Source organism: Roseibium sp. MMSF_3412, from assembly GCF_030733265.1.
Classification (GTDB): domain Bacteria; phylum Pseudomonadota; class Alphaproteobacteria; order Rhizobiales; family Stappiaceae; genus Roseibium.
Map to the genome: position 1 here is coordinate 572,265 of NZ_JASHJI010000001.1, position 11,547 is coordinate 583,811.

General features: G+C 59.9%; 10 protein-coding genes. 3 read left to right on the top strand and 7 right to left on the bottom strand.

The window, feature by feature from the left end:
- The first annotated feature begins 216 nt into the window (after nucleotides 1–216).
- Nucleotides 217–537, top strand: a complete 321-nt coding sequence (locus RBB49_RS02590) for a DUF1127 domain-containing protein (RefSeq protein WP_306141096.1) — start codon at nucleotides 217–219, stop codon at nucleotides 535–537.
- 83 nt (nucleotides 538–620) lie between these two features.
- Here RBB49_RS02590 and RBB49_RS02595 read toward each other — a convergent pair whose 3' ends face one another.
- The 4 genes from RBB49_RS02595 to RBB49_RS02610 form a co-directional block, all read right to left on the bottom strand.
- Complete coding sequence (locus RBB49_RS02595) at nucleotides 621–1,379, bottom strand: hypothetical protein (RefSeq protein ID WP_306141097.1); 759 nt, start codon at nucleotides 1,377–1,379, stop codon at nucleotides 621–623.
- A gap of 141 nt (nucleotides 1,380–1,520) precedes the next feature.
- The gene (locus RBB49_RS02600) at nucleotides 1,521–2,894 is read right to left on the bottom strand and encodes a glutamate--cysteine ligase (protein ID WP_306141098.1); all 1,374 of its coding nucleotides are present in this window, start codon (nucleotides 2,892–2,894) and stop codon (nucleotides 1,521–1,523) included.
- Between the two features lie 159 nt (nucleotides 2,895–3,053).
- Nucleotides 3,054–4,820, bottom strand: a complete 1,767-nt coding sequence (locus tag RBB49_RS02605; protein ID WP_306141099.1) for an adenylate/guanylate cyclase domain-containing protein — start codon at nucleotides 4,818–4,820, stop codon at nucleotides 3,054–3,056.
- Between the two features lie 3 nt (nucleotides 4,821–4,823).
- Nucleotides 4,824–5,582: a 16S rRNA (uracil(1498)-N(3))-methyltransferase gene (locus tag RBB49_RS02610; protein WP_306141354.1), complete on the bottom strand. Its 759-nt coding sequence runs from the start codon at nucleotides 5,580–5,582 to the stop codon at nucleotides 4,824–4,826.
- A gap of 203 nt (nucleotides 5,583–5,785) precedes the next feature.
- Between RBB49_RS02610 and xseA the strand changes: the two genes are divergently transcribed.
- Together xseA and RBB49_RS02620 are read left to right on the top strand one after the other, a co-directional pair.
- Nucleotides 5,786–7,360 carry an exodeoxyribonuclease VII large subunit gene (gene xseA / locus RBB49_RS02615; RefSeq protein ID WP_306141100.1) on the top strand — a complete coding sequence of 525 codons (1,575 nt, stop codon included), beginning with the start codon at nucleotides 5,786–5,788 and terminating at the stop codon, nucleotides 7,358–7,360.
- A gap of 172 nt (nucleotides 7,361–7,532) precedes the next feature.
- Nucleotides 7,533–8,126 carry a DUF805 domain-containing protein gene (locus RBB49_RS02620; RefSeq protein WP_306141101.1) on the top strand — a complete coding sequence of 198 codons (594 nt, stop codon included), beginning with the start codon at nucleotides 7,533–7,535 and terminating at the stop codon, nucleotides 8,124–8,126.
- Between the two features lie 111 nt (nucleotides 8,127–8,237).
- On the opposite strand, the gene RBB49_RS02625 is transcribed toward RBB49_RS02620, so the two are convergent.
- The 3 genes from RBB49_RS02625 to RBB49_RS02635 form a co-directional block, all read right to left on the bottom strand.
- Nucleotides 8,238–9,608: a TRAP transporter large permease gene (locus tag RBB49_RS02625; RefSeq protein ID WP_306141102.1), complete on the bottom strand. Its 1,371-nt coding sequence runs from the start codon at nucleotides 9,606–9,608 to the stop codon at nucleotides 8,238–8,240.
- The gene (locus tag RBB49_RS02630; protein ID WP_306141103.1) at nucleotides 9,605–10,249 is read right to left on the bottom strand and encodes a TRAP transporter small permease subunit; all 645 of its coding nucleotides are present in this window, start codon (nucleotides 10,247–10,249) and stop codon (nucleotides 9,605–9,607) included. The genes RBB49_RS02625 and RBB49_RS02630 overlap by 4 nt, the downstream gene beginning before the upstream one ends.
- A gap of 78 nt (nucleotides 10,250–10,327) precedes the next feature.
- A complete protein-coding gene (locus RBB49_RS02635; RefSeq protein ID WP_306141104.1) occupies nucleotides 10,328–11,344 on the bottom strand; it encodes a C4-dicarboxylate TRAP transporter substrate-binding protein in 1,017 nt (338 codons plus the stop codon).
- Between the last annotated feature and the right edge of the window lie 203 nt (nucleotides 11,345–11,547).

Sequence of the window (11,547 nt, forward strand, 5' to 3'; positions counted from 1 at the left end):
AAGGTGAAATGATTATTCTCCCAGGCCCCACAACACGGCCAAACTCCTGCGCAAATTGGTCACATCACACTTTCTGATCTATCCCATCACAAACATTCGTTGGATTTATGTTTGCGGAATAGGCATCTTGAGCATGTTCCTCAAACAAGGATCGCCACAACTGGCGCGGAACAAGCTGCCGACACTTCCGTCGGCCGCTCACAGGAGACTTTTGCCATGACGCATTTCGCAAGCATCCCCTTCGTCGCTCTTCTCGGGCAGATGGCTGCCCGTGCATGGCGTGTGTTTAACAACCGGCGCCATGTGACCGAACTCACACATTGGTCCGACGAACAACTCAAGGACATTGGCCTGACGCGGAGCGACGTTCGACGCGCGTTGGCCCAACCGTTCTATCGAGACCCGACATCTGTTTTGAGCACGACAACGACATTCGGCGGCGCTTTCAATCTCAGCGCAGCCAATGGCGTTCTGGAGAAACAGCCCCTGATCGTGATCGACGGACACAAGGGAAAATCAGGACAGATCGCCGCCTGAGTTCTTTCTGCGTCCCCGGATTTGCAGCCCCTGTCGGCAAGCCTTGCTGACGAAAACTGACCCGCCCCCCGGCGGGTCTTTTTTTATTTGTCCTCGTCGAGGTCGCGTGCGGCCTTCTCAAAGAAAGTATCAAAGGCCCTGAACTGGTTCGACTGGAAATCGCGCCCGGCAGCCATCCAGCTCGAAACCATTTCGTCGAATTCCGACGCCTGATCTTCAGCCGCATCTTCTTCCTCGGGCCAATTGTCTTCCGGCTCCGCTTCCTCGACAGGTCCGGACGGTTCACTGACAACGCTCGCAGGCTGCAGGAAAGATCCCCAAAAAGCGGTCATCGCATCGGCATAGCCCTGCATGTAGTCAACCGGCGTCGGCTGGGGTTTCGGGCGTCCGCGTGCAAATCCGCGCAGATAGGCGTCCAGCAGATTCCTCGCCTCCCCTTGCAGGAACGGGCGTGCGACCTGCCCCATCGCCAGTGTGGCGGCAACCGGCATCATCTCCTGGATCGCATCGCTTTGAAGACCGGTCAGGCCCGAAATCTGCGCGGCAAGGGCGTTCTGGACGGCCTCCGGACCGAAAAACGGGGTGAGCGCTGTTCCGGACGCATTTTGCAGGAAACTGGAAAAAGGCGACTCATCGCCGGTTCCAAATGACGTGGGCACGCCGGGAAACTCGGCGAACCCGGGCACGTTGCTGCCGAAATACCGGAAGCCGTTCAGAGCAGCCGGCAAGAGTTGCTCCATCACCCTGCTCAGATCGTCATTCGACCAGCCGAAACGCTCCCTGACATCCTCTGACAAGGAAAAGACGTCAAATGGAGGCATCCCCATATCGCTGCCAATCATGGCATTGCTCCCCTCGGATCCGGACAAGGCCTTGAGATTTATGGCCGTCCGGTTGAAGAGTGGCCTTTCGGGAGCGTCAGGTCAATTGATGCTTTCGCGGGGTCTTTGAACGAACAGGTTCAAACCGCCGGTGTCGTCCGCTCAATAGGCGTATTCGCGGAAGACCTGGGTGATGTCGCCGTTCCAGGAGCCCTCATAGCGCTGCAACAGGATGTCGGCGGGGCACATGCCCGCAGCGAGCCCTTCTTCCAGCGGGGCCAGGTGGACCCGCTCGTCGAGATCGCCGTCGCTCAGGCGGTTGCGCCGCTTCAGTCCTTCCTGCGACAGCGCCAGAACGTCCTTGGCAACATCGAGGACCGTTCCATTGCGGAACGGTGTCTGAAGCGCCGTCTTCGGCACACCGGCGCGCAAGGCGGCACGTTCTTCCTGCGTCCAGTCGCGGACCAGTTCCCAGGCCTGATCAAGCACACCATCGTCATAGAGCAGTCCGACCCAGAGCGCCGGAAGCGCACAGATCCGGCGCCAGGGACCGCCATCCGCACCGCGCATTTCAATATACTTCTTCAGCCGGACATCCGGGAACAGCGTCGACAGATGGTTGTTCCAGTCGCCGAGGCTCGGCGTCGCATCCGGAACACGTCCCTGAAGAGCACCGTTCATGAACTGGCGGAAGGTCGTGTCGGTGACGTCGTAGTAGGTCGTGCCGCGCTTGACGAAATACATCGGAATATCGAGTGCCCATTCAACGTAGCGCTCGAAACCGAACCCGTCTTCAAACGCAAAAGGCATGTCGCCGGTCCGGTCCCGGTCGGTGTCGGTCCAGATCTGTGCGCGGAAGGACTTGAAGCCATTCGGCCTGCCATCCGTGAACGGGGAATTGGCAAACATCGCTGTTGCGATCGGTTGCAAGGCGAGGCCAATGCGCATCTTGCGCACCATGTCGGCTTCGGACGAGAAATCGAGATTCACCTGGATGGTGGAGGTCCGGTACATCATGTCGAGGCCGAGCGAACCCACCTTCGGCATGTAATTGGTCATGATGTCGTAGCGCGACTTCGGCATGCGCGGCACGTCTTCACGTGTCCAGGTCGGCGTCATGCCAATGCCGAGAAACCCAACCCCCATGGGCTCCGCGATCTGCCGGACATGGGCAAGATGCTGGTTGGCCTCGCGGCAGGTCTGGTGAAGGTTCTCAAGAGGCGCACCGGACAGCTCGAACTGACCACCCGGTTCTATGGAGATCGCGCCTCCGCCCTCGTTGTCTGCCAGACCGATGATCTTGCCCGCATCCTCGATGCGTTCCCATCCGAGCAACTGCTCCATGCCTTCCAGAACCGCCTCGACCCCATTTGCTCCCTCGTAGGGAATGGGTGAAAGCTGCTTCAGGCAGAACCCGAATTTTTCGTGCTCGGTGCCAATTCGGAAGCTGGCTTCCGGCTTACATCCCGCCGCGAGCGTTGCTGCCAGATCAGCAACAGTTTCAATCGGCGTGGTATCGACCGTATCGCGGGCCATGAGACCGTCCTAAATGTCTGTGCGGTTTTCCGGGAAGATTTCGAAGGCGACCTGAATACCGCATTGATCCGGCGCGTTTTTCGCTAAACGGCCTCGAGCTTGGGTGATTTAGGAGGCTTGCAGGCAGAATGCAAGCAATGAAACCCGTTCCCGGTGCCATCACGCGATTCTGAACACGGTCAGCGGTTCGTCCCGGCCGCGCAACTTGACCTTTCCAAGGCTCACACCGCCGTAGCCTTCGGGTATCTGCGAGACCGTCTCGCCGCTCGCCAGGGCAATCACGCGGGCATGCGGATCAACCTCCTTGCCGTGTTCCTGCAACCGCGCGGCGACGTTGACCGCATCTCCGATGACCGTGTAGTTCATGCGGGCCGTGGTCCCGATATCCCCGACGACCACCTTGCCGGTGTGAACGCCAATTCTGACCTGCATGTCGGCACCATCACCCGCGTTGATCCGCGCGGCCAGGACTTCAACCGCGCGAATGGCCATGGCGGCATGATCCGGCTGGTCGGAGGGCGCGCCCCAGAACGCCATGACGCCGTCGCCGAGAAACTTGTCGATGGTGCCATCGCTCTCTGAAATCGCGCGGGATACCGTCTCGAAATAGGTGTTCAGGTAAGTGGCTGTTTCTTCGGGCGTGAGATGGGATGCCTTCCCGGTGAAGCCGGCAAGATCAGCGAAGACGATGGTCATCTCGCGCAGCTCGACGTTGCGCAAGCTGGTCATGCCTTCCTCGATCAGACGCGACACAAGCTGCCGGGGCACATATTTCGCAAACGCGTTGAGCGCGCCGATGGATCCGTTGAAGGCCTGGTTGACGTCGTCAAGTTCAGCAAGGCGGGAGCGCGGCAGGCGTTGTGCCTGGTCGAAGTTGAGCTGGCGAAGCTCGGCAGCCGCTGCGGCCAGGCGCGTGAGAGGGCGCCCGAGCATGCGCCCGACAAGGAAGGACAGGATCGCGCCGACAATCAGCGCACCGAGAGCGACATAGAGCACGAGCCAGCTCTGATCGAGAACCGCGCCGAATTCACTGGCGCGATAAAGCGTACCGACAATCCATCCGCTTGCCGGGCCGCTCGTCACCTCGCTATAGATCGCGGTATACATGCCCTGGTCGGCGGGAAACAATCTGCCCTTGATACCTTCTCCGAGGGTACGACTGCCCGGCTGGTCCTGCCAGAGCAGGTGAAGCGGTGTTCCGCTCAGGCTCGTCAGATCGGGAAGCACGGCGGCGGGCGTTGCTGCGAAGCGCTCTTCCGGCACACCGTCCACGGCAATTGCCTTGTCCGGACCGGCCAGGAGAAAGTTCCGCTGCCGGTCATCCCAGGACATGTCGCGCGCAAGGCGGGCAAACACTGTTTGCGGGAAATACCCGAGCAGGATCTGACCGTTGCCAAGGTCTATCTCCAGTTCCCTGACAGCCGTCGAAAAACCTTGCCGATACTTGAATTCCGACCAGCTTGGCTCCGGCAGTTGATCGGTCGGGGCCTGATCCAGCACCGCGCGCCCAAGATCAAGCTTCACGCCTTCGGGCAGAAGTTCCAGATAGGGTTCCAGGTCAGACGATGTCATCGCAGTGCCCGATTGCGCGGCATGGCTTGCAATCGACTGGAACAGGTGTTCCTGCCGGCTGAAGAAATTGTGCAGGACTTCCTCGTGCCCCTTGAGCACGGCGCGTCCCTGTTCGTTCAGCAGGCGTATGGCAATGCTGCGGTCGGAGGATGCCAGAAAGGCGATGATGGTCCCGCACAGGACCACAAGAGAGATGGAGAAGACGAGGCCGAGGGCGATGCCGACCGGAAGGCGAAACGGTCTTACCGCCCCGGATGGCTCCGCCGTCCCTGCAATGTTCCCACCCGGATGTTCCGTCAGCCCGCCAGCGCCGTTTTCAGCTCTTTTTTCCGGCGGGCGGATCTCCGCCCCCATTTTTTATCTCCAGTCACCCACCGTCGCCTGAATGATCGTCAGGGCGGCCACGGCTGCCGTATCCGCCCGCAGGATACGCGGACCGAGCGGGATTGCGGTCACGAAGTCGAGGGCCCTGAGCTGCGCCCGCTCGTCTTCGGAGAACCCCCCTTCGGGCCCCACTATAACAGCAAGCGGCTGCGGTCCCGCTTCTTTCATCTGCGCCAGCGTCAACAGGGGATTGTGGCTGCCTTCCGCCTCGTCGCAGAACAGAAGACGCCGGTCCGGATGCATGTGCGGCCACTCGGCCAGCACCTCTTTCAGTGTCTGGGGACCGACAACTTCAGGGATTGAAAGAACGCCGCACTGCTCGGCGGCTTCGATGACATTGGCTTCCATGCGCTCCAGGTTGATGCGGCTCGACTGCGTGTGCTGCGTCATGACCGGCTGAAGGCTGCCGACACCCATCTCGACCGCCTTCTGAACCATGTAGTCCAGCCGCGCATGCTTGAGCGGGGCAAAGAGGTAGATCAGGTCATTGTGTGCTGTCTGCTCGCGCGTGCGCTCCATGACCTGAAACGCACACTCGCGGCGGCCGCTGCTCGAGATCTTCGCAAGCCACTCCCCGTGGTTGCCGTTGAAGACGAGGATGTAGTCGCCATCCTTCATCCGCAACACATTGAGCAGGTAGTTCGCCTGACCCCGGTCCGCTTCGATCCGGGCTCCTTCAGCTAGGACATGCCGCAAGAAAAGCCGTTGCATCTTGTATTCGTATTTTCCCATCGTTTTTAGTAGGCCCTCGAATGTGAATGTTTCAAGGCGGAAGATCAGGCCCGGATCGAACTGCACACATTTCGAATGAACGGACCGCTCTGCACTGCATCCGTATTGCACCATCCCCAGATGCATCGCCCGTCGGGGTGCGCGCAGCTTGACCGGCAACGCGCGAGCAGCCACTTTCAGACTGAAACAAAGGAATCACCCGCGTGAGCGAAACCCCGTCCAACGTTGCCGAGTTTTCCGTTTCCGAAATCTCGTTTTCGATCAAGCGAACGATGGAAGACACGTTCGGCTATGTGCGCGTGCGCGGTGAACTCGGACGGATCTCAAGACCTGGCTCCGGACACATCTACCTGGACCTGAAGGACGACCGGGCCGTGCTTTCCGGGGTCATCTGGCGCGGCGTTGCCTCGAAATTGAAGATCCAGCCCGAACAGGGTCTTGAGGTGATCGCCACCGGAAAGATCACCACCTTCCCTGGCCAGTCGAAATACCAGATGGTCATCGACGCGCTCGAGCCTGCGGGCGCCGGTGCCCTGATGGCTCTTCTGGAAGAGCGGAAGAAGAAACTTGCGGCAGAGGGCCTGTTCGCAGAGGAACGCAAGCAGCTGTTGCCGCCGATGCCACGCGTGATCGGTGTCGTCACGTCGCCGACCGGCGCTGTCATACGGGACATCCTGCACCGGATATCGGACCGGTTTCCGCTGCATGTGCTCGTCTGGCCGGTGCGGGTTCAGGGGGAAACGTCCGGCGCGGAAGTCGCCAACGGCATTCGCGGTTTCAACGCGCTTGAAGACGGCGGTCCCATTCCCCGCCCCGACGTTGCGATCGTCGCGCGCGGAGGCGGCAGCATCGAGGATCTTTGGGGCTTCAACGAGGAAGCCGTTGTCAGGGCGGCTGCAGACAGTGCAATCCCGCTGATTTCCGCCGTTGGCCACGAAACCGACTGGACGCTGATCGATCTGGCCGCCGATGTGCGTGCGCCGACGCCGACGGGAGCGGCCGAAATCGCGGTCCCGGTCAAGGCCGAGCTGATGGCCATGGTGGACGACCGGTCAAGGCGTCTCAATTCCGGGCTTGTCCGTTTCGTGACAGGTAGGCGGACGGAATTGAGGGCTGCAAGCGCGGCCTTGCCGGCACCGCAGGATCTGCTCGCACTTCCGCGGCAGAAATTCGATTCCCTGGCCAACGGTCTGGAACGCGCGCTCATTGTCAGCACACGGAATCACCGGTCCGGCTTCCAAGGCCTTGCAAGCCGTTTGTCGCCGCTGCTATTGACCCGGCTCAGCACCAAGGCCCGGCAGGACCTTGAACAGGCCAGCGGCCGGCAGCAGCGTGCGCTCTCGGTGGCCGTTTCCCAGAAGAGACAGTCCTTCGAGGCCCAGGCCGCGCGCCTGACGCCCGCCCGGCTTTCACAGCAGACGACCCTGGGCAAGGAACGCATGGCCGGCCTTTCGGAAAGGCTCGACCGCGCCTATCTTGCGCGCGTCACCCAGGAGAAATCGAAGCTCGACGGGCTCCAGAAACTGCTCAAATCGTTATCGTACAAAGATGTTCTCGCACGGGGTTACGCTGTCGTGCGCGACGAGACCGGGCAGCCGGTCCGGTCTGCGGCTTCTGTCTCACCGGGTGCATTGCTTGCCATTGAGCTTGCCGACGGAAACCTTGCTGTCATCGCAGAAGGTGAAGGCGCAAAAGCAGCGCCCCGAAAAACCAAGGCGAAGACCAATAAATCCACTCCTGCAAAGATTAAACCGCAAGACCAGGGCGATCTTTTCTGAAAACCCTGATATCAAACAAGAAATCGTGCAAAATTAAGAAAGATAAAATCGAATTCGATACTTTCTTCCTATTGACTTAGTGTTCGTTTAACCAATTCCCTTACCGCTATCTTAAGTTGTCCCGGGTATGTTATCCGCAATCTTGCCATAGGCTTTTGTACGGGGCAGTCAAATGCAGCGCAAACAATTTGGAAAACGCGGAGTCAATCAATCCGTTCCGCAGTTCGGTGACCGGCAAACCGGTTACGCATCGGCAGCGATGCCCGCTTATGCCGGTGGTGGTGGCGGCGGGGTCTATGACGGGGACGACGACGGGTTTTCTGTCGGCAGGGCACTCGGCGGCTTCCTTTCCATCCTGTTCAGCTTCAAGGGGCGTATCGGCCGGATGGAATACTGGACCATCGGTTTCATCCGCTTTTTCATGTTTATTGCGGTGATCGTCGCGTTTGTCTTCGCCGTCGGACCCCAAGTGGAGGGTCTGTCGGAAGAGCAGGCGAATATTGTTCTTGTCAAATATGCGTTCGGCACCGTCCAGGGCGGCTTCCTGACCTTCCTGTTTCTGGTTTTGGCATTGTGCCACTGGTCGCTGGAAGCCCGGCGATGCCATGACCGGGATTCGTCGGCCCTCTACCTGCTCATCATGTTCGTTCCGATCATCGGCGGCTTCTACGGCCTCTACATCTTCATCGTGAACGGGTTCTTTCCCGGCACGCCGGGTCCGAACAGGTTTGACACTGCTCAAAGCAAGGCTCAGATCTTCGACTGACCCTGCGCGGAATTCCGCTTAACGAAAACCGCCGCCGGAGCGACACCTCCGGCGGCGGTTTTCATTTGCGCAAAGACGCCTTTCGAATGCCTAAAGGCCTCGTCTCCGGGATCATCCCATCAGCGATGGCAGGATCGTGATGATCGACGGGAACGCCAGAAGACCGGCGATGGTCAGCACGTCGGCAACAAAGAACGGGATGCAGCCGCGGAAGACTTCCTGAACGGGGATATCAGGCCGCACACCGGACACCACGAAACAGTTCAGTCCTATGGGCGGCGTGATCAGACAGAGCTCCGCCATCTTTACCACCAGGATCCCGAACCAGATCGCACACGCCTCTCCCGACATGCCGAACGCGCTGTCCGCCGCCGAGACGCCTTCGCCGCCATTGAGCGCGATCACCGCTGGATAAACAACCGGAAGCGTCAGGATCAGCATGCCGATCGCATCCATGAACATGCCGAGGACGGCATAGGCGAGCAGAATGCAGATCATGACGATCCAGGGCGAATATTCCAGGCCGACGATAAAGTCCCGGAAGGCATCGGGAAGGCCCGCGAAACCCAGGAACCGCACATAGACGAGCACGCCCCAGATAAGCGTGAAGATCATCACGGTGAGTTTCGCGGTCTCGTGGAGTGCCTGTCCCAGCTGCTTTGCCTTCATGCCCTTGGCAAAGGCAACGACGAGAACCACGAACGCGCCCAGCGATCCGGCTTCCGTCGGTGTTGCCAGTCCGAAGAAGAACGAACAGAAGATAATCGCGATCACGGCAATGATCGGCAGCGTTCCGGGAACGCTTTCGAGCCGTTCGGCCCAGGTGAAGCCCTTGACTGCGGGCGCATCTCCCCTCCATGCGGAGACCGCAACGATGATCGCGACATAGATCAGGGCGGAGAAGACGCCGGGCAGGAAACCGGCAATCAGCAGCTTGCCGACCGATTGTTCGACCAGGATCGCGTAGATCACGAGAATGGCCGAAGGCGGGATCAGCGAGGCAAGCGTTCCACCCGCGGCGACGACCGCCGCCGACAGGCGCTTGGAGTATCCGGCGGCGAGCATTTCGGGAATGGCGACGCGTGCGAAGACGGCAGCAGTTGCAACGGATGCGCCGGACACCGCGGCAAAGCCCGCCGTTGAAAACACCGTTCCGACCGCCATGCCGCCCGGCAGCCAACCGAGCCACCGCTTGGCCGCTTCAAAGAGCTGCTTGGTGAAACCTGCGTAAAACGCGAGGAAGCCGATCAGGATGAAGGTCGGCAGAACGGACAGCGCATAGGTGACGGACTTGGAGTGGGGGATCGTTCCCGCCATCTTGAGCGCAACGAAGAAGCCGCGTTCGAACCCCATTTTCATGGAGAAGTGAATGATCAGGCCGACAAGGCCGGTAAAGGCGGCGGCAAAGGCGACGCGAACGCCGAAAATGACCATGACCAGCAAGACGCCCGTCATGAGGAGGCCAACTTCAAACGGGGTCATTTGGAGCCCTCCTCGGGGGTTTCCTCACCGAAGGCTTCTTCGATTTCATGCTGGGCGACTTCCTCCACCTTCTCGATGACCGGAACCGCAATGGGCTCCCGCGAGGGATCGGCAACAAGACGCGCATATCCATAGATCTGCAGGAGCAGCCTCATGAGCAGAACACTGAGCGCGACCGGGACAACCAGTTTCGACGGCCAGGTCGGAAGGCGGATGTCCATGGTGCTGTCGCCGATGTTCCACGACCTGTCGAAGTGGTACCAGGCCCCCCAGATCAGCAGAGCGACGGTGAATGCAATCAGGATAACGCCGATCATTTCGCAGATGTAAAGCGCGCGCCCGCGCAGTTGACCGAGCAAGATCTCCATCCGGATATGACCACCGACGCGTTGACAGTAGGCAACACCGGCGAACGCGAAAATCGCCATTGCCTGTTCTGTTATGTCGATGAAGCCGGGTATCGGCGCATTGAACAAGAGACGTCCAAAAACCTGCGCCACGGCAAGAAAGATCAGCGCAATGATCGAGAACGCGGCGATCAGGTTGAACCCGTTCTCCACATGGGCAAGCAGCCCGCTGAAGCGGATGTAAGTCGTCGGTCGCTCCTCACCGGAACGTCCCGCAGGATCAATTGTCATCATGAGTTAAAAGCCCCGGGCAAGGCTCCCCGGCGTGTTGAAGACGCCGGGGAGAAATTGGCTCAAACCAGGTCTGCCGGTTTATTCGGCGATGGTTTTCTTGACCATGTCGAGCAGTTCCTGCGCCGGAAGGCCGGCAGCCGTCTGCTCTTCGATCCATGCGTCGTGGATCGGGCCTGCCTTGGCGGCAAAGGCGCTCAGTTCGTCGTCGCTGAATTCCACTTCAACGATGCCGCGTTCTTTCAGCTCCGGCCACCATTTGTCGTAAACCTTGGCGTAAGTCGCCAGGTAATGATCGAGAGCCGGATCCACGGACGCATCGAGTGCCGCCTTGAAGTCGTCCGGCAGAGCCTCATAGGCCTCCACGTTGACGACGACCGGGCAATGAACGGTGCCGGGGTTCAGGTTCTTGGTCCACCAGTCCGCGACCTCGACCACCTTGAAAGACAGATGCGCATGCGGTGCAAAGCCGGCGGCCTGAACCGTGCCGGAATCGATCGCCTGGTACGTTTCCGAAGCGGTAACCGATGTCGGCACGGCACCGGCAGCTTCCATCAGCTTGCCGAGCCCGCCGAGCGCGCGCACACGCATGCCGTCAAAGTCGGCGACAGACGCAGGCACATCGCCCTTGCCGGCGAAATTGTACTGCGGCATCGGCGACGGCATCAGCAGTTTTGCGTTCCAGCGGCCGAGATCGGCCTGAACGGCCGGATGGTCGTAAAGCGCCTTGGAGACCTTGACCTCTGTTTCCAGATCGTTGACGCCCAGGAACGGCAGTTCCAGCACCGTCAAGGTCGGGTTCTTGTCGGCGTGATAGGACGCGCAGAACTGTGCCATTTCAAAAGCACCGAAGGAGATCCCGTCAAGGTTCTCGCGCGACTTGGACAGCGCGCCGCCGTAGTGCAGCTTGATTTCGAACTTGCCGTCCGTTTTGGCTGCAACCTCTTGAGCAAGTTTTTCGACGTGTTCCGTAAAGGCGCGGCGTTTGCCCCAGAGTGACACGTTCCAGGTCACGTCGGCGGCGAATGTTTCAGTGGCGAAAATAGCTGTAAGCGCGACCGCGGAAACTGCGGTTGCGGACTTCAAAGAGAAGAGCATGAAATCCTCCCAGAGATTGTGCTCATTATCCTTGGACGCTCAACCCGCGGGCATTTCGACGCGCGGACCGGTTCCAAGTCGATCAGCTTAAAGCATGCTCCGTGCCAGTCACGCGCAAATAAGCAAATTGGGAGAATTGCGCGGCTTTTTCCAACAGCGCTCATGGCCGTCCGGCGAAATATCGGCAAAATCTTGCCGATCGC

Coding starts and splice junctions, on each gene's coding strand:
- RBB49_RS02630 (WP_306141103.1), bottom strand. CDS start 10,249: ATGATGACAATTGATCCTGCGGGACGTTCCGGTGAGGAGCGACCGACG.
- RBB49_RS02605 (WP_306141099.1), bottom strand. CDS start 4,820: ATGGGGGCGGAGATCCGCCCGCCGGAAAAAAGAGCTGAAAACGGCGCT.
- RBB49_RS02590 (WP_306141096.1), top strand. CDS start 217: ATGACGCATTTCGCAAGCATCCCCTTCGTCGCTCTTCTCGGGCAGATG.
- RBB49_RS02600 (WP_306141098.1), bottom strand. CDS start 2,894: ATGGCCCGCGATACGGTCGATACCACGCCGATTGAAACTGTTGCTGAT.
- RBB49_RS02635 (WP_306141104.1), bottom strand. CDS start 11,344: ATGCTCTTCTCTTTGAAGTCCGCAACCGCAGTTTCCGCGGTCGCGCTT.
- RBB49_RS02610 (WP_306141354.1), bottom strand. CDS start 5,582: ATGGGAAAATACGAATACAAGATGCAACGGCTTTTCTTGCGGCATGTC.
- RBB49_RS02620 (WP_306141101.1), top strand. CDS start 7,533: ATGCAGCGCAAACAATTTGGAAAACGCGGAGTCAATCAATCCGTTCCG.
- RBB49_RS02625 (WP_306141102.1), bottom strand. CDS start 9,608: ATGACCCCGTTTGAAGTTGGCCTCCTCATGACGGGCGTCTTGCTGGTC.
- RBB49_RS02595 (WP_306141097.1), bottom strand. CDS start 1,379: ATGATTGGCAGCGATATGGGGATGCCTCCATTTGACGTCTTTTCCTTG.